The organism is Streptomyces sp. CB02009, from assembly GCF_001905825.1.
Lineage (GTDB): Bacteria > Actinomycetota > Actinomycetes > Streptomycetales > Streptomycetaceae > Streptomyces.
The window spans coordinates 579978-599672 of the sequence record NZ_LIVV01000005.1 but is presented as its reverse complement, the minus strand read 5'-3'; the positions used below and the strand labels follow the sequence as shown (position 1 = coordinate 599672).

Here is a 19695-nt window from a genome sequence, read left to right as displayed (position 1 = left end):
GATGCGCGCCCCGCCCGACGCGACGGGGACGCCGGGGCGGGAGAACAGGGCAGAAGACGGCGGCGGAACAGGGCGGGGGAAACGGGGTGGGCCTCACGGGCGTACGTCGCTACGGTCCTGATCATGTCCTATCGCGAGCTCGCCACCCGTCCCGTTCTCGCCTGGTCCGCCGTCACTGTCGCCGGTCGGCTCCCCATCGCCATGGCCCCCCTCGCCCTCGTGTTCCTCGTCCGGGAGCGCCCCGGCGGGTACTCGCTCGGAGCCGTGCTCGCCGCCGCGTACGTCATCGGGGAGATCGTCGCCGCGCCCGTCCTCGGCCTGCGGCTGAACGCCGAGCACGCCCGGCCGCAGCTCGCCGCCGGACTCGCCGTCGGGGCCGCCGGGTTCACCGGCCTCGGGCTCGTGCCCGGCGCGCATCCCGTCGTGCTCGCCGCCCTCGCCCTGCTCGGCGGCGCCGGACCCGCCGCCGTGCCCGGCGCGCTCCGCGCCATCCTCACCAGCCTCGTCCCCGAGCGGGCCGCGACCCAGGCGATGAGCATGGAGTCGATGCTGGTCTTCGGCATCTGGGCCGCCGCCCCCACCCTCGTCACCGGCCTGGCGCTCGGCGTCGACCCCGCCGTACCCCTGCTGCTCATGGGGGTTCTGGGGGGTCTGGCCGTCGCCGGGCTGTGGACGCTCCCGTCCGGCTGGCAGCAGGCGGCCAAGGGGGACGGCGCGTCGACCCGGCGGGCGCTGCTGCGGGCCTGGCCGGTGTACGTCCTGGGGGCGGCCGGTCTGACGCTGCTCGCGCTCGCCGAGCTGATCCTGCCCGCGCTGCTCGAACAGCGCGGGATCGGCATCGGCTGGGCGGGTCTGCTGCTCGCCGGGTTCTCGATCGGCTCGGCGGTCGGCGCGTTCGCGTACGGCCTGCGGGCCGGCTGGCCGGGCACGCTGCCCGTCCAGTCCCTCGTCCTGGTCGTCGCGGTCGCCTCGGGCGTCGCCCTGGTCGCCGTACTGCCCTCGGCGGCGTGGATCGCGGTGGCCCTGGTGGCGGCCGGGCTCCTCCAGGCCCCGGCGAGCCTGGCCCGGAACCTGGCCCTGAGAGAGCTGCTGCCGCCGTCGGCGCTCGCCGCCGGCTACTCGGTCATGTACGCGGCGGTGGGCGCCGGTTACGCGGTCAGCGGCACCCTGGCGGGCGGTCTGCTCAAGGTCGTCGCGCCGTCCACGGCCATCCTCTGCGGGGTCGGTCTGACCGGCCTGCTCGTCCTGATCGGCGCCGTGGGGGAGCGACGGCTCCTCCGGGAGCGGGTGCGGGAGCGGGAGGACGGCGACCGGGGTCGGCCCCGGTCTCAGGAAGCGGCCTCCGATGGCGCGACCCCCGGGGAAGCGGCCTCCGGGGAGGCTGCCGGCACCTCCGATGACGCGGCCGTGCGGAACGTCCGCCGGTAGGACGTCGGCGTCACCCCGATCGCGCTCATCAGGTGCACCCGCAACGACTGCGCCGTCCCGAACCCCGCGTCCTGAGCGACCCGGTCGACGGGCAGCCCGGTGGACTCCAGGAGGTGCCGGGCGCGCTCGACCCGCTGCTGGGTGAGCCACTGACCGGGGCTGACGCCCACCTCGTCGCGGAAGCGGCGGGTGAACGTCCGGACGCTCATCGCCTCCTTCCCGGCCAGGTCCCGCAGCTGGATCGGCTCGTGGAGGTGGGCCAGGGCCCACGCCCGCGCCGTGGTCGTGGTGTGGGTCCCGGCCTCCGGCAGGGGCCGCTCGATGTACTGGGCCTGACCGCCGTCCCGGTGCGGCGGTACGACGGTCCTGCGGGCGACGTCGTTGGCGACGGCCGTGCCGTGGTCGCGGCGCACGATGTGCAGGCACAGGTCGATCCCGGCGGCCACGCCCGCCGAGGTGAGGACGTCGCCGTCGTCGACGAACAGCACGTCCGCGTCCACCCGCACGCGGGGGAACAGCCGCTGGAAGTGCTCGGCCGAGGACCAGTGGGTGGTGGCCGGGCGTCCGTCCAGATACCCGGCCGCCGCGAGCACGTACCCGCCGGTGCAGATGGAGACGAGCCGGGTGCCGGGCCGTATGTGGGCGAGCGCGGCGGCGAGTTCGCCGGTGAGCCGGCCCTCGTCGTAGACCGGACCGAGCTCGTACGAGGCGGGCACGACGATCGTGTCGGCGGTGGCGAGGGCCTCGGGGCCGTGCTCGACGTGGATCGAGAAGTCGGCGTCCGTGGGGACGGGGCCCGCGACCGGGGCGCAGGTCAGGATCTCGTACAGCGGGCGCCCGTCGGCGTCCTTCGCGCGGCCGAAGATGCGGTGCGGGATGCCCAGCTCGAAGGGGAGCAGACCGGGCAGCGCGAGCACGGCGACACGGTGCGGGGGCGGTTCGGGCGACGGCGGCACGGGCGGTGCTCCCTCCGGGTCCCTCCGGGGACGGTCGAAATTCAGTGGTGGTGTAGACCACGTGGTGATAGGTCTACCTCTCCGTGACGGACAACACGTACAAGTCTGAGGCCGCCGAGCGGATTCCCGCCCCGGCCGAGCCGCCCGCGCTGTGGAACCGTAACTTCCGGCTCTTCTTCGTCGCCCGGGGAGTCGCCGTCTTCGGCGAGGGCATGGTCCCGGTCGCCTTCGCCGCCGGACTCCTCGGCGCCGGCCACTCCGGCGCCACCGTCGGCTACGCCCTCGGCGGCTGGACCGCCGCCTTCGCGCTCTTCGTCCTCTTCGGCGGCGTCCTCGCCGACCGCTTCACCGCCCGCCGCATGATGATCCTCGCGGATCTCCTGCGACTGCCCGGAGCGGCCGTCCTCGCCGTCTCCTTCACGCTCGGCGGCCCGCCCCTCTGGGCGGTCTACACGCTCTCCGTCCTCAGCGGCGTCGGCGCCGCCCTCTTCCAGCCGGGCGTCGCCTCGACCATCCCGCGCATCGCCCCCGACGTGCAGCGCGCCAACGCCGTCCTCCGCGTCGTCGAGGCCCTCATGATCATGGCGGGCCCTGCGGCGGCGGGCGTGCTCGTCGCCGTGTGGAGCGCGGGCGCCGCCTTCGCCGTCAACGGCGCGACGTTCGCGGTCAGCGCCCTCTGCCTCACCCTGATGCGGATCGCCCCGATCCCCTCCGACTCCCTGAGACGCGACTCCCTGGGCGCCGAACTAGCCGGGGGATGGCGGGAGTTCAGGGCGCGCAACTGGCTCTGGGGCGTCATCGCGATCTGGACCGTGTACGGGCTCACCGTGGCCGGCCCCATGGTGCCGCTCACCGCGAGCCTGGTCACCGGGGACCACGGCTCGGCCGCGTACGGCGTGCTCATGGCCGTCAACGGCGCGGGCAGCGCCGCCGGCGGCCTGCTCGCCCTCCGGCTGCGCCCGCGCGCCCCGCTCGCGGCCGGCGCGGTCGCCCTCCTCGGCCTCCCCGTGAACCTCACGCTGCTCGGCCTGGGCGCACCCGTGGCGCTGCTCGGCGCGGGCCAGTTCATCGGCGGCGCGGCCTTCGCCTTCTGGCTGGTCATGTGGTCGACGGCCGTCCAGACCCACGTACCGCAGGAGGCCCTGAACCGGATGCACGCGTACGACGTGGCCGGCTCGCTCCTGATGATGGGCGTCGGCCGGACCCTGTCGGGTCCGGTGGCGGCGGCGGTCGGCACCGAGGCGGTGCTGCTGACGGGGGCGGGGATCGCGGTACTCGTGGTGGGCGCGCTCCTCGCGGTACGCCCGATCAGGACGCTGCCGAGGGTGTGAGCGACGGGGCACCGAGGTCCGTGGCCGAACGGGCGACGCGGGAGCCGTGTCCCGGCGCGGTGCCCCGATCCGTGTCCCGGCGGGGTGTCCTGATCCGTGTGTCCCGATCCGTGTCCCGATCCGTTCGAAAGCTGTCGTCCGGGCCAATGGTCGGACGCGGGGGCGGAACGGGATGCTCGGTGGCATGGCCCAGACAACCGAGACCCCGCCCGCCGACACGCCCGACGGGCGGGCCCCCCGCAGCCCCCGCGCCCCGGGCACGCCGCGCACTCCGAGTACCCCGCGCACCCCCCGGATCCATCGCGCCTGGTTCGTCGCGGCGGTCACCTTCGTCACGATCATCGGCGCCGCGGCGTTCGCGTCGCTCCCGGGCCTCCTGATCGAGCCGCTGCACCGGGAGTTCGACTGGTCGCGGGGCACGATCGGCTTCGCCGTCTCGGTGAACCTCGCCCTCTACGGCCTCACGGCCCCCTTCGCCGCCGCCCTCATGGACCGCTTCGGCATCCGCCGGATCGTGGCGGTGGCGCTGTCGGTCATCGCCCTGGGATCGGTGCTGACCGTCTGGATGACGGCGGCCTGGCAGCTCGTCCTCTTCTGGGGCGTGCTCGTCGGGCTCGGCAGCGGCTCGATGGCCCTCGCGTTCGCGGCGACGGTCACCAACCGCTGGTTCGTGGCCCGCCGAGGCCTGGTGACGGGCATCCTCACGGCGGCCGGCGCGTCCGGGCAGCTGGTGTTCCTGCCGCTGCTGTCCTGGCTGGTCGAGCACCACGGCTGGCGCCCGGCGGCCGTGACCGTGGCGCTCGCCGCGCTCGCGGTGGTCCCGTTCGTCTGGCTGCTGCTCCGGGACCACCCGGCGGACGTCGGGCTCGCCCCGTACGGAGGGGAGTACGCCGAGAAGCCGGCGCCCGTCACGGGCGCCGCCCGGCGCGCGGTCACGGTCCTGTTCAAGGCGGCCAGGACCGGCCCGTTCTGGCTCCTGGCGGGCACGTTCGCGATCTGCGGGGCGTCGACGAACGGCCTGGTGAAGACCCACTTCGTACCGGCGGCCCACGACCACGGGATGCCGGTGACGGCGGCGGCGGGTCTGCTCGCGGTCATCGGGGTCTTCGACGTGGTCGGCACGATCGCCTCCGGCTGGTTTACCGACCGCTTCGAGGCCCGCAGGCTCCTTGCGGTCTACTACGCGCTCCGCGGCGTCTCCCTCCTCTTCCTGCCGATGCTGCTCGCCCCGTCCGTGCACCCGCCGATGCTGTTCTTCATCGTGTTCTACGGCCTGGACTGGGTGGCCACGGTCCCGCCGACCATCGCCCTGTGCCGCGAGCACTACGGCGAGGACTCGGCGATCGTCTTCGGCTGGGTCCTCGCCTCCCACCAGGTGGGCGCGGCGGTCATCGCGTTCGCGGGCGGAGTGGCCCGCGACGTCTTCGGCTCGTACGACCTCGTCTGGTACGCCTCGGGCGCGTTGTGCGCGGCGGCCGCGCTGATGGCCCTGGTCATCCGCCGCCCCCGGACGGAGACGGTGTCCCTGGCGGGAGCATGATGGCCGCGAGGGGGTGATCGCGCATGAGTGAGCGTGGCGAGGGGCGTACACACGGTCGGATGCTGTGGGTCTCGGTGCTCGTGCTGTTCCTCGAAGCGGCGCTGGCCCTGGTCCTGGGAGTGGTGTTCGGCGAGACCCGGCAGCCGGAGCCGGGGGAGGAGCGCGTCAGCGCGGTGACGCTGTTCGCGCTCCCGTTCCTCGCACCGTTCGCGCTGCTGCCGGCCGCGGCGGTCTCCGCCGTGCTGGTGTTGCCGGTGGTGCTCCTCGGGGAGGACCTGACCCGCTGGTTGGGCGGACGCCCGACCGGCTGGCAGCTCCTCCTGGCGACCGCCGCCGGGGCCCTGTTGTGGCCGCTCGCGGGCGGCCCGGGCTGGCTGGTGGCCACGGTGTGCCTGGCCGTGGCCGCGCTCGTCACGCGCCACGCGCGGCGGGGTTACTTCGTGGCGCTGCTGGTGTGGGGGACGGTCGCAGTGCTGACCGTGTTCCTCCTCGGCAGCCTGGGCCTGTACACGGGCGTGATCGAGGCGGCCTGACGGCGCTTTCGCGCCTATGCCCCCAGCCGCCCGAACCTCCCCCGGTGGAACAGCAGCGGGTCTCCGTCCTCCTCCGCCCCCAGCGACTCCACCCGCCCCACCACGATCAGGTGGTCGCCCCCGGTGTGCACGGCGGTGATCGCGCAGTCGATCCAGGCGGGCGCGCCGGCCAGCCGGGGGGAGCCCGTGACCGGGGCCGGGGTCCAGTCGACGCCCGCGAACTTGTCCGCCCCGCTGACCGCGAACGACCGGCACAGCGGCCCCTGGTCGGCCCCGAGGATGTTGACGCAGAAGGTGCCCGCGTCCGCGATCCGGGGCCAGGTCGTCGACGTACGGGCCACCATGAAGGCGACCAGGGGCGGGTCGAGGGAGAGGGAGGCGAAGGACTGGCAGGCGAATCCGGCCGGTCCCGCCGTGTCGAGGGCGGTCACGATCGTGACCCCACTCGCGAAGTGGCCGAGGACGCGGCGGAACTCGGCCGGGTCGACGGGCGGTCGCTCGTCCTCCCCTACCGCGCGCAGTACCGGCCGGGGCAGTGGTTCCACGGCCGTCGGCGAACCGGCCGCTCTCAGGTGTCGGACGACGGTGGCCGCCATCCCCGCGTGTCCCATCACACCGCCCATTGAACCTGACGGTTCGTCAGATGAGAAGGGTGGGGACGGTGAAGACCCGGTGGGAAGCCGGGCACGCGAAAGCCCCCGGGGCGACGGCGGGACCGCCGCCCCGAGGGCTCCTCACGCGGACGACCGCGGGATCAGCCGGCGACGGCGCCCGTCGCCCGGGTCCAGGCGACACCCGAGACGTGCCCGGTGCGGTGGGCGGTCACCCTGACGGTGATCTTCGTCCCGCGCTGGGCCTGGGTGAGTGTGAACGCGGCACGGGTGGCCCCGCTGATCGCCCGCCCGTTCGCGTACCACTGATACGCGTACGAGGTCGGCGCCGGAGTCCACGTCCCCCGGTTCAACGTGAGCGTCCGCCCGACCTTGACCGTGCCGGTGAGGGCGGGGGCCCCGGTCGCCTTCGGCGCGAGCCCGCTCGCGACGGTGTACCCCGCCGTGGTGTGGCTCCCGCTGAGGTGACCGGTCCGGTGCGCCGTGACGGTCACGGTCAGCTTCTTGTTCCGGAGGGCGGCGACGGGCGTGTACGTGGCCCCGGTCGCCCCGGAGATCGCGACCCCGTCGGCCCGCCACTGGTACGCGTACGAGGTCGGCGCCGGCGACCAGGTCCCGACGACGGCGGTGAGCTTGCTGCCGACTCGGGTGACGCCGCTGACGTACGGGACCCTGGTGGGCTTGGGGGCGACGCCCTCCTTGACCAGCGCGGCCGTGCTGACCGAGGTCAGCGTCGGATGCCCCGCCTTCCGGGCGATCACCGCCACGGACAGCTGCTTGCCCCGGACGGCGGAGGAGATCGTGTACGTGGAGGCCGTGGCCCCCGCGATCGCGACCCCGTTCGCCCGCCACTGGTAGGAGAGCGAGTCCACCGGAAGCGACCACGAGCCGGGCTTCGCCGTCACCGTCGAGCCGACGGCCGAGGAGCCGGAGAAGGTGGGGGCGGCGGTGTTGCGGAGGGCCGCGACGACGGAGACGGCGTTGGTGTCCCGGGAGCGCGAGTAGCGCGTGTACACCCTGGTCAGGAGCTCGCCGGGCGGTGCGTTCGTCAGGTCGACCGAGACCGTCATGCTCCGCCGGTCGGGAGCGACCGTGGTCGCGGTCGACAGGGCCCGGTAGTCCGAGCCCGACTTCATCAGGAACAGCTGGTCACCTTCGTGCAGAGCGGTGCCGGTGACCTTCATCGTGATCTTGCCGTTGGCGACCGCGGCGGGGCCGACGCTGCCGACGGTCCACTCCTCGGGCCCGCACAGGTCGGAGGCGCACCTGCCCTCGACCCGCACCGCCGTCGTGGCCTGTGCCGGGGTCTCCGGCAGCCCGACCACCAGGGTGCTCGTCCGCGCCACCCGCTCGAAGTCCTCGGTCGGCAGACCGCACGTGTACGCGTAGCCGTCGGGGCCGAAGGTCTGGTTGCAGCCGTCCTTCACAGGGGACGAGTGGTACAGCTTCGGCGTCGGCAGCTGCGCGGGCGTCCCCGTCGGCGAGAGCTTCAGGTCGAAGCTGTCGCGCGTCGCCGTCGGCAGCACCGCGCACAGCGCCGTCTTCTGCTCCGACAGCGTGCCGGCCAGCGGCCCGAAGCCGTAGCTGACGTTCGGCACCTTGACGCACTCGGGCGCGGGGCCGGTGGCCGTGCCGATCCGCAGGGCGTCGAGGCGGTAGGCGGGCGCGGCGGTCTCGCCCTCCCGGACGACGACGAGAACCTGGTAGCGCTTGGAGCCCGTGACCGCGCAGCCGTTGGTGAAGTAGCCGCACAGGGCCACGCCGTTCGCGTCGTAGACGGCGAACCGCGCGGAGCTCCGCGCGTCCCGCGCGTTCAGGTGCAGGGTGTCCCGCTCGTCCGCCGTCGTCACCTGGTGGCAGAGGAAGGTCCCCGGCTTCGCCGGGACACCGCCGGTGGACGGTCCGCCGACGGCGACGGCCGGGGTGGTGACGCAGCCGCGTGCCGTGGTGGTGACGTCCCTGCGGGTGAGGGCGAACTCGGCGGGCTGGTCCTGGCCCTGGATCAGGACGGTGTGCGCGAGACCGGGCGTCAGCTCGCACGTGGTCCAGGTGCTGTAGTAGGTGCTGATCGAGCAGACCTTCCGGCCGCTCGTGTCGAGGACCCTGACCTCGGCGCCCGGGGTGCCCGAGATCTTCTGGATCTGCGTGAGCTCGCGCGCCGAATGACCCGTGGCCGGGATGGCCAGACAGTCGGCGAAGGCGCCGCTGCCGGTCCGCACGGCCATCCGCTTCGGGTTCGTGGTGAAGTCGCCCGCCTCGAAGGTCCGGCAGGCGCTCGGGGTGTCCGTGCGGTGGATGACGAGACGGTACGCGTCGGACGGGGCGTCCTCGTAGGCCTTGGATGCCAGCAGGCGGTACGGGGCGGTGCCGCCCAGCTCGCACGGGCCCATGATGAGGCTGTCGGAGCAGAGGGCCGTGCCGGTCGCGTCGAGGACGGTGAACTCGGCGGCGCGGTCCGTCAGGACGGCGATGTGCGCGCCCTGAGGGACCGGCAGGCGGAGGCAGTCCACGGCACCGCGTGCGTCGAACGTGCCCCGGTAGGTGGCCGCGAGCGCGACATCGCCGGCGCAGCCCTCCGCGGAGGCGCGGTCGAGGATGCGTACGGCCTTGTCGGTGACGAGGGTGTACGGGACGCCCGCGGTGAGCGCGCAGTTCTGACCGTCGCGGCAGGCGGTGGTGCCGTTCGCGGCGAACACGGTGAGGGGTCCGGCATTGGTGTCCGGGCCGAGTCCGGCCACGTCGTAGCGGCCGGTCGTGGTCGGGGTGAACGTCCTGCACCCGGTCCCCGGGGCGGCCGCGGCGGGGGCGGCGCCGTAGGCGGTCACGGCCACGGGGGCGCAGCCCGCCGGGTCCGACAGACGGCGGACCTTGATCGTGTACGGCGAGGCGGCGCCGCCGTCCGCGTCCGGCACGATGGCGAGGACGCGGTAGCCGTCGGTGCCTTCCGGCAGGACGCAGCCGTCGCTGCCGTCCTCGTTGTGGACGGGGCAGATGCGCTTACCGGTGCCGTCGGTGATCCAGGAGGCCGGTTCGTAACCGCCGAGGTCGGCGTCGAGGGTGATCCGGTCACCGGCGGAGGCCGTGAAGGAGCGGCAGACGACGCCCGTCCGGCCGTGCCCCTCCCCGGTCACCGGGGCCGAGTCGTAGGCCGTGCCGGGGATCACCGGGCAGCCGGGAGCGGCCGTCAGCGGGACCATGGAGACGAGGTCCTGCCTGGCCGACCAGTCGCTGTTGAAGAGCTGGAGCGTGTACGTTCCGGCGGCGAGCCCGCACCAGGTGTAGCGGTAGTACTGATCCTCGCAGTCGACCCGGTCCTCACCCGAGTACAGCGCCGGGTTCACGGACTGGCCGGCGGTGAGCATCTGGTACAGGCCCGGGTTCTCCACGGTGAACGTGAAGCAGGCGGTGGCGCGTCCCTCGACCGTGAAGGCGCCGCTCGCGTCGGCACGGGCGCCGAGAGGAGTGGGCGTCAGGTCGGGACAGGGCGGTCCGGTGGGCGTGGGCTCCTCGGACGGCGTGGGCTCACCGGACGGCGTGGGGTCCTCGGACGGCGTGGGTACGGGCTCGTCCGTGGGCGTCGGGTCCTCGGACGGCGTGGGCACCGGATCGGTTGCGGCGACGGCCGGCGGTGCGGGTGTCGCGGCCAGGGCCGTACCCGCGGGGATCGCGGATCCCAGCAGGGCCGTCAGCAGAGCAGGTACAAGCAGGAGCGCTTTCGTGGATCGTACGGATCCTGTGGATCGTCTGGATCTCACGCGCGAGCGCGCGAAGTTCGGCATTTCCGTTCCCCCCGGAGCGGCAGAGTGTGCACAGGAGCGACACACTACGGCCCAGGTCCGTCACCGTCGCGCGACTATCTCCCCAGGTACCGCGCCTCCCGCCGCTCCACGAAGCTCGCCACCCCCTCCTTCGCGTCCCGCGTCGTCATGTTGATCTCCTGCGCCGCCGCCTCCGCCGCGAACGCGGCCCCGCGGTCCGTGTCGAGGGACGCGTTCACCAGCTGCTTCGTCAGCGCGAGCGCCCGCGTCGGGCCCTGGGCCAGGCGCTCGGCCCACTCCCGGGCCGTCTTCTCCAAGGACTCCGCCGGGACCACCCGGTTCACCAGACCCAGCTCCCGCGCCTCCGTCGCCGACACCGCGTCCCCGAAGAACATCAGCTCCTTCGCCCGCTGCGGCCCGATCAGCCGCGGCAGCAGGTACGCCCCGCCGCCGTCCGGGACGAGGCCACGCCGTACGAACACCTCGATGAACCGGGCCGACTCGGACGCCAGGACCAGGTCGCACGCGAACGCGAGGTGCGCCCCGATCCCCGCCGCCGTCCCGTTCACCGCCGCGATCACCGGCTTCTCGCAGTCCATGACGGACCCGATGAACCGCTGCGCCCCGCGCCGGATCGTGCGCGCCACGTCCCCGGGGACGGTCTCCGTCACCGCCGGCCCGCCCCGCAGGTCCGCGCCCGCGCAGAAGCCCCGGCCCGTCGCCGTCACCACCACCGCCCGGACGTCCGGGGCGGCGGAGGCTTCGTCGAGCAGGGCCATGATGCGTTCCCGCTGGTCCCAGGTGACCGCGTTCATCGCCTCGGGGCGGTTGAGGGTGATCCACGAGACGCCGTTCTCGACGGCGTGCAGGACGTCGGACATGGGTCTGGTCTCCTCAGCGGCAGACGGCGAGCGCGTCCAGGGCCACGGCCCCCTGCCCGCGCGGCAGCACCATCAGCGGGTTGATGTCGAGTTCGGCGAGGTCGCCGTCGAGTTCCAGGGCCATCCGCTGGACCCGCAGCACCACCTCGACGAGCGCGTCCACGTCGGCGGGCGGGGCGCCCCGTACCCCGTCGAGAAGGGCCCGGCCGCGGAGTTCGCCGAGCATCGAGCGCGCCTCGGACTCGCCGAACGGCGGGACCCGTACGGCCGTGTCGTTGAGGACCTCCACCAGGACCCCGCCCAGCCCGACCGTGACCGTCGGTCCGAACAGGTCGTCGCGGGTCACCCCCACCACCATCTCGACCCCGCGCCCGACCATCTGGCAGACGAGGATCCCGTCGAGGTCGATCGACTCGAAGCGCGCGATGTCGGTGAGTTCGCGGTACGCGTCCCTGACCTGGCTCGCGGAGGTCAGCCCGACCTTCACCAGGCCCAGTTCGGTCTTGTGGGCGAGCTGCGCGCCCGAGGCCTTCATCACGACGGGGTAGCCGACGAGCCCGGCTGCCCGGACGGCCGCCGCCGCGCTGGTGACGAGCTGCTCGCGCGGCACGCGTATCCCGTACGCCCGCAGGAGCTGCTTCGCCGCGTGCTCGCTGAGCCGCCGGCCGGGCCGCATGAGGGCCTGGGCCTTGCGGAAGGAGGGGGAGGGGGTGCGGGGGGCCTCGTCGAAGGGGGAGCGGTAGGCGGTGGTGAAGCGGTGGTGGTCGAGATAGGCCTTCACGGCGCCGATGCAGTTGGCGAAGGTGCGGAAGGTGGCGACGCGCGAGGAGCCCAGCAGGGTCGTGCGGTACGCGTCCTCCGTACCGACCGGGGAGCCCCACACCACGCACACCAGCTTGTCGGTCGCCTCCGCGGCGTCGACGAGGTCCTGGGCGAGCTTGTCGCTCATGGGCGGGAACGGCCCGGTGATCGGACAGATCAACACGCCCACCGACGGGTCGGCGAGGATCGCGTCGATGATCTTCCGGCCGCGCCAGTCGCCGACCGGGTGGCCGCCGTTGTCGACGGGGTTGGCGACGCTGAGGTACTCCGGTATCCACGTGTGCAGTTCGTCCTGCTTGGCCTGCGGGAGGGTGGGCAGCCGGAGCCCCGCCTCGGTGGCCAGGTCGGCGAAGTGGGCGCCCGTACCGCCGGAGATGGAGTAGACGACGACGCCGTCGGCCTGCGGGCGGCGGGCGCGGGCGAGCAGGGTGGCGGTGTCCTGGAGCTGGTCGAGCCCGTCGACCCGGATCACCCCGAACTGGCGCATGGCCGCGTCGACGACCTGGTCCGCGCCGGTGAGCTTGCCGGTGTGGGAGGCGGCCGTACGGGCCCCGGTCTCGGTGCGGCCGACCTTCACGGCGACGACCGGGACGCCCTGGCGGGCGGCCCGGTCGGCGGCGAGGAGGAAGGAGCGGCCGTCCTTGAGGCCCTCGACGTAACACGCGATGGCGCCGACCTCGGGCCGTCCGGCGAAGTACGAGATGAAGTCGGAGGTCTCCAGGTCGGCCTCGTTGCCGGTGGGTGCCCAGTGGGAGAGGCGGACGCCGAGCTCCTGGAGGGTGAAGACGGGCCGTCCCTGGTGACCGGACTGGGTGATGAGGGCGACGGCGGGGCCTTCGAGGTCCTCGCGGAAGCGCTCGAAGGCGTTGAGGTTGGTGTTGGGGCCGAGGAGGCGGAGTCCGGAGCGGCGTACGGCTGCGGCGAGGCGTTCCTGCGCGGCGGCTCCGGCCGCGCCGGTCTCGGCGAATCCGGAGGCGAAGGCGACCGCGAACTTCACCTTGGTCTCGGCGAGTTCCTCGATGACGGGGAGCGGGTCGGCGACGAGGAGGACGGCGAGGTCGACGGGTTCGGTGAGCGCGCCGACGGAGGGCACGCAGTCGATCCCGAACACGCGGGTACGGGTCGGGTGCACGGGCACCAGCCGGGCGCCGACCTGCTCGGCCCAGGCGAGCAGCTGCCGGGTGATCCCGGTGTTGGGCCGGCCCTCGGCGTCGGACGCGCCGACGACGGCGACGGACTCAGGCCGGAAGAAGCGGTCGAGGTCGGGCACGGCGGCGTGCAGCGGGCGACCGCTGACGTCCTGGTCGCCGGGGGCGGCGGTGACGCCGTGCACGGTGGTGCGGGGCGACTCCCCGCAGGCGACCACACGGGCGCGGAGATCGGTGGTGAAGGTGCCGTGAGTCGATCCAAGCATGTGTTCCGCCCGCCCTTCACCCATCCGTATACACCTGACGCTCAGTCAGATTACAGAACTGACGGCCAGTCAGGAATAGGTGTGAGGCGGCGCGGTTGCGTGAGGCGCCGGTTGGCGGGTCGGGACCTTCCGGTGCGGCGCCGTTTGCAGGGCCGGGACGTCCCGGTGGGTCGCCGGTTGCCGGGCCGGGACCTACTGCGCCGGGACCTCCCGGTGTGTCGCCGGTCGCCCGGCCCCGCGCCTCCCGGTGTGCTCCTACCGGGAGGCGCGGGTCCCGGCTACCGCGCGATCTGCCGTGCGATCCGCCGCGCGATCTTCTCCGCGTCGATCGCCAGCTCCCGGAACATCCCGCTGATCGGGTTCGTGAACCCCGTGAAGTAAAGCCCCGGTGCCTCGCGCGGACAGCGTGCCCCGTGCACCACCGGGTGACCGCGCCCGTCGAGCACGTCCAGATGCCCGACGAGCGGCTCCAGGGCGCGCCGGTAGCCGGTCGCCGCGATCACCGCGTCCGGGGCGATCCGGGTGCCGTCCGCGAGGACCACCTCATCGCCCTCGAAGGCCTCCACGGCCGCGACGACCTCGACCTTCCCCGCCCGCACCGCGTCGATCAGGCCCACGTCCTGCACCGGGATCGCGCCCTCGCGCTGGCGCGTCGCGAGGCCCTTCTCGGGCCGGGGCAGCCCGTACTCCGAGAGGTCCGGCGTCCCGACCCGGGCCGCGAGGGCGCCCAGGCGGTCGACGAGGGCCGTCGGCAGGCGGCGGACGAGGATGCCCGAGCGCTGTGCAGGCCAGCCGGCGGTGGTGCGCTTCACGATGTGCGGGACGGTCCGCACCGCGAGCCGCACCCGGGCGGCTCCGCCGTCGGCGACGTCGGCGGCGATCTCGGCGCCGGTGTTGCCGATGCCGACGACGAGGACGTCCTTCCCGGCGTACGGCTCCGGGTTGCGGTAGGCGCGGGCGTGGTCGAGGTGCCCCTTGTACGCGTCGCGGCCGGGCCAGTCGGGCAGTCGCGGGGTGTGGTTGTATCCGGTGGCCACGACGACCGCCCGCCCGGTGAGCCGGCGCCCTCCGGTCGCGTGCAGGACCCAGTCGTCCCCGGCCCGCTCGACGCGGAAGACCTCGACGCCCGTCACGATCTCCAGCTCGTGCTTCTCGGTGTACTTTTCCAGGTAGCGCACCACGTCCGCGCGGGCGACCCAGCGTCCGAAGGAGCGGGGCATCGCGAGCCCGGGGAGGGCGGAGAGCCGCCGGGTGGTGTGGAGCCGCAGCCGGTCGTAGTGGGCGCGCCAGGAGGCGCCGACGGCGTCGGACTTCTCCAGGACGACGGCACGGACGCCCCGCGCGCGCAGGGCGGCGGCGACGGCGAGCCCGCCGGGGCCCGCGCCGATGACGTACACGGGGTGGTCAGCCTGTGGAGGGAGTGCAAGGGGGGTGGTGGCCATGAATGCTGAGCGTAATGACGTGTACACGCTGTGGGTCTCGGTCAAGAGGGATTTCGGTTGCGAATCGGTCACGCCGACCAGGCGCCCCCGGTCGCCAGGCCCCCGCCTCTTGCGCGGGAGGCGGGGCTGCGCTGAACTGACGTACCGTCAGATTCAGTCGTGTCCCACGAGGGGAGCGCGCATGCAGACCGTCTGGCTCACCGGCGCCGAATGGCTCGCCGTCCTCCGCATCGGCCTCGGCCTGTGGTGGCTGGAGAGCTGGCGCCACAAGGACAAGAAGGGCTGGTTCGAGCGCGGAACCGGCATCGCCTGGGCCGCCGACGTGGCGGGCAAGCACAGGTGGCCGCCGGTCAAGAAGGGCTTCGAGACGGTCGTCGCACCGCGCCCCAAGCTCATGGCGTACGTCGTCGTCTACGCCGAACTGGCCATCGGACTCGGCCTGGTGGCCGGCTTCCTGACCCCGGTCGCCCTGATCGGCGGTCTCCTCCTGAACCTCCTCTACCTCGTCCTCATGATCCACGACTGGGCCGAGCAGGGGCAGAACGCGATGATGGCGCTCATCTCGCTCGTCGCGCTCCTCGCTCTGTCCTGGCAGACCTGGTCACTCGACCACGCGATCGGACTCTTCTGATGACGGCCGCCGACCCCGACATCGACGCCTTCACCCGCCCGTACTGGGACGCCGCCGCGGAGGGACACCTCCTGCTGCGCCGCTGCGCGGCCTGCGAACGACCCCACCACTACCCGCGCGAGTTCTGCCCGCACTGCTGGAGCGAGGACGTCACCTGGGAACGCGCCGGCGGCCGCGCGACCCTCTACACCTGGTCGGTCGTCCACCGGAACGACCTCCCGCCCTTCGGCGAGCGCGTCCCCTACGTGGCGGCGGTCGTCGACCTCGCCGAGGGCCCGCGCATGATGACGGAGGTCGTGGGCGTCGCGGAGGGCGACCTCCGGATCGGGATGGAGCTGGAGGTCGCCTTCCGGAGCGAGGGGGAGGTGGTGGTCCCCGTCTTCGGCCCGTGCTCAGAGGGCTGAGATGTTCCGCCAGACCTGCTCGCTCTGGCCGGAGGAGCCGCAGGTGTACGTCATGGCGAACGACCCGGCCGTCAGACACCGCCCGTCGCTCGCGTTCCTGAACATCCGCCCGGCGGACGTCGAGGAGACGACCTTCCAGGACTGGGCCGAGGAACCGTTGCACGCGGCGGTGGTGACGGTGGTGTTCCCCGCCGGCTGGAGGCAGCGGCCGGAATGCCGGTTCTTCAGCCGGAAGGTGCCGTCGTCGCCGGGCGAGAAGGTCCAGGAGAACCAGTACGTGCTGCCGCCGCTGCCCGCGGATCCGCACGCGGCGGACGTGACGAGGTCGCCGAAGCCCGCGTTGTACTCCGCCAGGCAGTTGCCGGTGGACCCGTTCTCCAGGGAGTACGTCCCCGAGGGCGCCGAGACGCCGGAGGCCGGCGGCGGCGCGGGCTTCGTGGTCCGCGGCGGCTGCGTCGTGGCCGGAGGGCGCGTCGTGGAGCCGCCACCGCCGGCGGCCGCGGGGTCGGAGCCGCCGCCGGAATCGGACGATCCCGCCCCGCCGCTGCCGGACCCGCTGCCCGAACCACTGCCCGAGCCGCTGCCTGAACCGCCGCCGGGGCCGCTCCCGCCGCCCCCGGGCCCGGTACCGCCGACGGCGGCACCGCCACCCGCACCGCCCCCGGGGCCGCCGTCGGCGGGCGGCGGAGCGCCGGGGGAGGAGGCCGGGGGCTTGGACGGCGACGGCGCGGAGCCGGACGGGGTCGTGGTGGAAGGGGAGCCGGGCGGGGTCGACGGCAGCTGTACGTTCGCCGGCTGCGAGGCCACGGAGGACGGTGAGGAGGAGGGCCCGGGGCCCGCGCCGAGCTGACCGATCTGGTACGGGCCGAGGGCCACGGTCAGGGTGGTGCCGGTCGCGACGACGACGGGCACGGCGACCATGAAGAACCGGTTGCGCCGCCGCTCACGCGGCCCGCGAGCGGCGGAACCGGTGGCGGCGAGCGGATCGGGGGAGGCGGTGGCGGGCTCCTTCGAGCCCGCCTGCGGGGTGAGGGGGGCGGTGGCGACGTCCTCGGCGGGCTCGGCCCGCGCGAGCTCCGCCAGATGCCCGGCGGTGGGCGGCTCGGCGGCGAAGGCGGCCCGCTCGGCGATGCGCTCACCGACGGCGGAGGGCCAGAGGGAGCCCGCGGCGTGCTCGGTGGAACGCTCGACGAGATCGGCGGCCGTGGGACGGTCGGCCGGGTCCTTGGCGAGACAGGTGCGGAGGAGGCCGGCGAGCTCGGGCTCGGCCTCGGCGAGCCGGCCGAACTCGGGCTCGGCGTGGACGACGCGGTAGAGCAGGTCGGGACCGGAGCCGTCGCCGAAGGGAGGGCGGCCGTTGGCCGCGTAGAGGAGGAGGCTGCCGAGGGCGAAGACATCGGCGGCGCCCGTGAGCTGCCGGTCGGCGACGGCCTGCTCGGGGGCCATGTAGGCGGGGGTGCCGATGACCATGCCGGTCTTGGTGAGCCGGCTCTGGTCGGCGGCGCGGGCGACGCCGAAGTCGATGAGGGAGAGGCCGGAGGAGGTGAGCATGACGTTGGAGGGCTTGAGGTCCCGGTGAACCATGTCGGCGCCGTGGACGACGCCGAGCCCGGCGGCGGCGTGATGGAGGAGCCGCCAGAGGGCGGGCCCGGGAAGGGGGCCGCCGTGCAGGCGGATGGCCTCGTTGAGGGTGATGCCCGGGATGAACTCGGTGGCGAACCACGGGGGCTTGGCCGTCCGGTCGCTGGCGAGCAGCTTGGTGTTGGCACCGGCGGGAAGCCGGGCGAGATTGTCGAGCTCGTGGCCGAAGTGGCTGAGGAAGTCGGCGTCTTCGGCGAGGACGGGAAGAACCCGCTTCACGGCGGCGAACTTCCCGGGCACGGCGCCGAGATAGACCCGCCCCATCCCGCCGGACCCGAGGACACCGAGCAACCTGAACGCGCCGATCTGCCGGGGATCACCCGGTTCCAGCGGCATGGCCCCGCTGCCGTCCAGACTGCCCAAATTAGAGTTGTTTTCCAGTTCCCCCTGCATGGGCCACACAGTAGCGGAGGGGGTTTGCGATCTGAATCGAAGCCAAGTGCTTGTTTCTGGACTGTAGTTGAACGGTGGAGGCGGGTTGTTGGGGTTCTGAGGGTGGGCCGGGTTGGTGGGGTGCGGGTGCGGCCGCCCTCTTTCCGAGTGTGGCGGCCTCCGCCGCCGCGTCAAGGGCGCTCCTTCGTCGCGTCGGCTTCGCCGATTCCGCTGCGCTCCACCCTTGACCCGGCGGCGGAGGCCGCCTTTTCACACTCGGAGGGCGGCCGAGGGCCGGGGCCGCGCGGATGCCGGGTAGGGGCCGGTCGTGGTGGGCGGGTGTCGGCCGGTGGGTGGGGGCTTGGTTTGCGGCTGGGGCCGGTGGGCGTTGATCCGTGGGTTCGGGGTGCGCGGTTGTTGAATGGGGCGGCCCGGCAGCGCTTAGCGACCGACCTTCGTCGTCGGGCTGGGACTCAGGCCCCGCTGGTCACCCCCGGTGGGTGGTGGGGATCGGTCGGCGGGAGTTTCTTACGCTTTCAGCGCCCGATAAGACCGATTCACCCCTCATGGGGCATCTTTCGGGATGTGTTACTCGGAGTAGCCCGCAGTTTCCCTCACCCACACCCCACCGGCAGTGACCAGCGGGGCCTGAAGCCCCACCATGAACCACCGCAACCCGCTAAGCCGGAGCCCAGCCGCCCCATTCAACAACCGCGCACCCACCCACCGACCGGCACACGCAAACCGACGCCGGGCACTGCCCGAGCCCCGGCGTGGACCCGGTCCCCCGGACCGCCCTCCGAGAGTGTTTTCGCTCCTGGAGGTGGTGGGTCAAGGGTGGCCGAAGGCCATCGCGCAGCGACGCGACGAAGGAGCGCCCTTGACGCACCGCCGGAAGGAGCGACTCTCGGAAAGAGGGCGGTCCCACCAGAAGCCCACCTACCCGGCCCACCCCAAGAAACCCAAGACCCGCACCCCCCGCCGGCCCCCGCCGGGCCCCTCACACCCCAACCGCCCCATCAATCCGTTCGCGGATCAGGTCCGCGTGGCCGTTGTGACGGGCGTACTCCTCGATCATGTGGACGAGCACCCAGCGCAGCGACACCGTTCCCCGCCACGAGTCGTGACCCTCGACGTCCAGGTGCGCAGCCTCGGCCACGAAGGCCTCCGCGAACGCGACCTCGTCCTCCCATGCCGCCCAGGACTCCGCGACGGTCCCGGGTTCGGGTCCCGCGCCGTCGAAGTCGCCCTCGGGGGATTCTGGGGAGGAGAAGCGCAGCTCGACCTCGTGTCCCGCGAGCACCGACCGGAACCACCGGCGTTCCACGTCGGCGAGGTGCCGTACGAGGCCCAGCAGCGACAGCGAGGAAGGCGGCACGGACCGTACGGCCAACTCCTCGGCCAGACCCGAGCACTTCAGCTTCAGCGTTGCCCTCTGGGCATCCAGCATGGCCACCAGCATGGTCTTCTCGTCGCCGGTCGCGGGGCCTCCGAACCGGCGCTCGCTCTCGGCGCCGGTGAACAGTTCGATCCGTCGGTCGGGAATCTTCATGCCCGCATCATGGTCTCAGCGCACGGCCACCGCATCCACGATGTGAGGCGCCGCCTCCGCCAGCGACCGGAAGTGCCGATGGGCCTCGGGGTGGGGTGCCTCGGTGTTGACCGTCCAGACCGTCATCCCCGCCGCAAGCCCCGAGCGGACGCCGGACGGCGCGTCCTCGATCACCAGGCAGTCCGCCGGGTCCGCGCCCAGTTTCTCGGCCGCGAACGTCTCGACGGGCCGCGTCCGGAGCGCGACGGCGTACACCTCGTCCCCGTCGACCCCGTACCGCGCGGCCCACTCGTGCCAGACGCGGCGCTGGTTGGCGACGGCGTCCATGAGGGTGCCGTCTACGTCGAAGAGAACGAACGTGCTGGTCATGTGCCCGATG

General features: G+C 73.4%; 15 protein-coding genes. 6 read left to right on the top strand and 9 right to left on the bottom strand.

Features of this window, described 5'->3' with window-relative positions:
* Positions 1–123: 123 nt before the first annotated feature.
* A complete protein-coding gene (locus AMK27_RS22315; protein ID WP_241847576.1) occupies positions 124–1428 on the top strand; it encodes an MFS transporter in 1305 nt (434 codons plus the stop codon).
* Here AMK27_RS22315 and AMK27_RS22310 read toward each other — a convergent pair.
* Positions 1329–2384: a GlxA family transcriptional regulator gene (locus AMK27_RS22310; RefSeq protein ID WP_073911121.1), complete on the bottom strand. Its 1056-nt coding sequence runs from the start codon at positions 2382–2384 to the stop codon at positions 1329–1331. The genes AMK27_RS22315 and AMK27_RS22310 overlap by 100 nt on opposite strands.
* Before the next feature lie 83 nt (positions 2385–2467).
* On the opposite strand from AMK27_RS22310, the gene AMK27_RS22305 reads away from it, so the two are divergent.
* The 3 genes from AMK27_RS22305 to AMK27_RS22295 all read left to right on the top strand — a co-directional run bounded on the left by AMK27_RS22305 (position 2468) and on the right by AMK27_RS22295 (position 5788).
* Entirely contained in the window at positions 2468–3715 is a 1248-nt protein-coding gene (locus AMK27_RS22305) for an MFS transporter (RefSeq protein WP_375881491.1), read from the top strand.
* Positions 3716–3887: 172 nt separating this feature from the next.
* A complete protein-coding gene (locus AMK27_RS22300) occupies positions 3888–5255 on the top strand; it encodes an MFS transporter (RefSeq protein ID WP_073911118.1) in 1368 nt (455 codons plus the stop codon).
* A 59-nt stretch (positions 5256–5314) separates the two neighbouring features.
* On the top strand, positions 5315–5788 hold the full coding sequence (locus AMK27_RS22295) for a hypothetical protein (RefSeq protein ID WP_073911115.1): 474 nt from the start codon (positions 5315–5317) through the stop codon (positions 5786–5788).
* A 14-nt stretch (positions 5789–5802) separates the two neighbouring features.
* Here AMK27_RS22295 and AMK27_RS22290 read toward each other — a convergent pair whose 3' ends face one another.
* The 5 genes from AMK27_RS22290 to AMK27_RS22270 all read right to left on the bottom strand — a co-directional run bounded on the left by AMK27_RS22290 (position 5803) and on the right by AMK27_RS22270 (position 14716).
* Positions 5803–6411 (bottom strand): flavin reductase family protein, encoded by a 609-nt coding sequence (locus AMK27_RS22290; protein ID WP_073911112.1) that lies wholly within the window; start codon positions 6409–6411, stop codon positions 5803–5805.
* A 131-nt stretch (positions 6412–6542) separates the two neighbouring features.
* On the bottom strand, positions 6543–10001 hold the full coding sequence (locus AMK27_RS42725) for a hypothetical protein (RefSeq protein ID WP_073911109.1): 3459 nt from the start codon (positions 9999–10001) through the stop codon (positions 6543–6545).
* A gap of 251 nt (positions 10002–10252) precedes the next feature.
* Positions 10253–11038 carry an enoyl-CoA hydratase/isomerase family protein gene (locus AMK27_RS22280; RefSeq protein WP_073911106.1) on the bottom strand — a complete coding sequence of 262 codons (786 nt, stop codon included), beginning with the start codon at positions 11036–11038 and terminating at the stop codon, positions 10253–10255.
* A 13-nt stretch (positions 11039–11051) separates the two neighbouring features.
* Positions 11052–13274, bottom strand: coding sequence for an acetate--CoA ligase family protein (locus AMK27_RS22275; RefSeq protein ID WP_073911104.1), 2223 nt, complete (start codon positions 13272–13274; stop codon positions 11052–11054).
* Positions 13275–13552: 278 nt separating this feature from the next.
* Positions 13553–14716: a flavin-containing monooxygenase gene (locus AMK27_RS22270; RefSeq protein WP_073911102.1), complete on the bottom strand. Its 1164-nt coding sequence runs from the start codon at positions 14714–14716 to the stop codon at positions 13553–13555.
* A 181-nt stretch (positions 14717–14897) separates the two neighbouring features.
* Here AMK27_RS22270 and AMK27_RS22265 point away from each other — a divergent pair, with 181 nt between their 5' ends.
* Positions 14898–15347 carry a DoxX family membrane protein gene (locus AMK27_RS22265; RefSeq protein ID WP_073911100.1) on the top strand — a complete coding sequence of 150 codons (450 nt, stop codon included), beginning with the start codon at positions 14898–14900 and terminating at the stop codon, positions 15345–15347.
* Positions 15347–15751, top strand: coding sequence for a Zn-ribbon domain-containing OB-fold protein (locus AMK27_RS22260; protein WP_073911098.1), 405 nt, complete (start codon positions 15347–15349; stop codon positions 15749–15751). The genes AMK27_RS22265 and AMK27_RS22260 overlap by 1 nt, the downstream gene beginning before the upstream one ends.
* On the opposite strand, the gene AMK27_RS22255 is transcribed toward AMK27_RS22260, so the two are convergent.
* The 3 genes from AMK27_RS22255 to AMK27_RS22245 all read right to left on the bottom strand — a co-directional run bounded on the left by AMK27_RS22255 (position 15740) and on the right by AMK27_RS22245 (position 19685).
* Positions 15740–17785 (bottom strand): serine/threonine-protein kinase, encoded by a 2046-nt coding sequence (locus tag AMK27_RS22255; protein WP_241847574.1) that lies wholly within the window; start codon positions 17783–17785, stop codon positions 15740–15742. The genes AMK27_RS22260 and AMK27_RS22255 overlap by 12 nt on opposite strands.
* A gap of 979 nt (positions 17786–18764) precedes the next feature.
* Positions 18765–19316, bottom strand: coding sequence for a DinB family protein (locus AMK27_RS22250; protein WP_073911093.1), 552 nt, complete (start codon positions 19314–19316; stop codon positions 18765–18767).
* Positions 19317–19331: 15 nt separating this feature from the next.
* Positions 19332–19685 carry an HAD-IA family hydrolase gene (locus AMK27_RS22245; RefSeq protein ID WP_073911090.1) on the bottom strand — a complete coding sequence of 118 codons (354 nt, stop codon included), beginning with the start codon at positions 19683–19685 and terminating at the stop codon, positions 19332–19334.
* Positions 19686–19695 lie beyond the last annotated feature (10 nt).

Bases quoted from the DNA above. Each gene is read 5' to 3' on its own strand.
- AMK27_RS22315 (WP_241847576.1), top strand. From the start codon at position 124: ATGTCCTATCGCGAGCTCGCCACCCGTCCCGTTCTCGCCTGGTCCGCC.
- AMK27_RS22300 (WP_073911118.1), top strand. From the start codon at position 3,888: ATGCTCGGTGGCATGGCCCAGACAACCGAGACCCCGCCCGCCGACACG.
- AMK27_RS22295 (WP_073911115.1), top strand. From the start codon at position 5,315: ATGCTGTGGGTCTCGGTGCTCGTGCTGTTCCTCGAAGCGGCGCTGGCC.
- AMK27_RS22290 (WP_073911112.1), bottom strand. From the start codon at position 6,411: ATGGGCGGTGTGATGGGACACGCGGGGATGGCGGCCACCGTCGTCCGA.
- AMK27_RS22280 (WP_073911106.1), bottom strand. From the start codon at position 11,038: ATGTCCGACGTCCTGCACGCCGTCGAGAACGGCGTCTCGTGGATCACC.
- AMK27_RS22275 (WP_073911104.1), bottom strand. From the start codon at position 13,274: ATGCTTGGATCGACTCACGGCACCTTCACCACCGATCTCCGCGCCCGT.
- AMK27_RS22270 (WP_073911102.1), bottom strand. From the start codon at position 14,716: ATGGCCACCACCCCCCTTGCACTCCCTCCACAGGCTGACCACCCCGTG.
- AMK27_RS22265 (WP_073911100.1), top strand. From the start codon at position 14,898: ATGCAGACCGTCTGGCTCACCGGCGCCGAATGGCTCGCCGTCCTCCGC.
- AMK27_RS22260 (WP_073911098.1), top strand. From the start codon at position 15,347: ATGACGGCCGCCGACCCCGACATCGACGCCTTCACCCGCCCGTACTGG.
- AMK27_RS22255 (WP_241847574.1), bottom strand. From the start codon at position 17,785: ATGCAGGGGGAACTGGAAAACAACTCTAATTTGGGCAGTCTGGACGGC.
- AMK27_RS22250 (WP_073911093.1), bottom strand. From the start codon at position 19,316: ATGAAGATTCCCGACCGACGGATCGAACTGTTCACCGGCGCCGAGAGC.
- AMK27_RS22245 (WP_073911090.1), bottom strand. From the start codon at position 19,685: ATGACCAGCACGTTCGTTCTCTTCGACGTAGACGGCACCCTCATGGAC.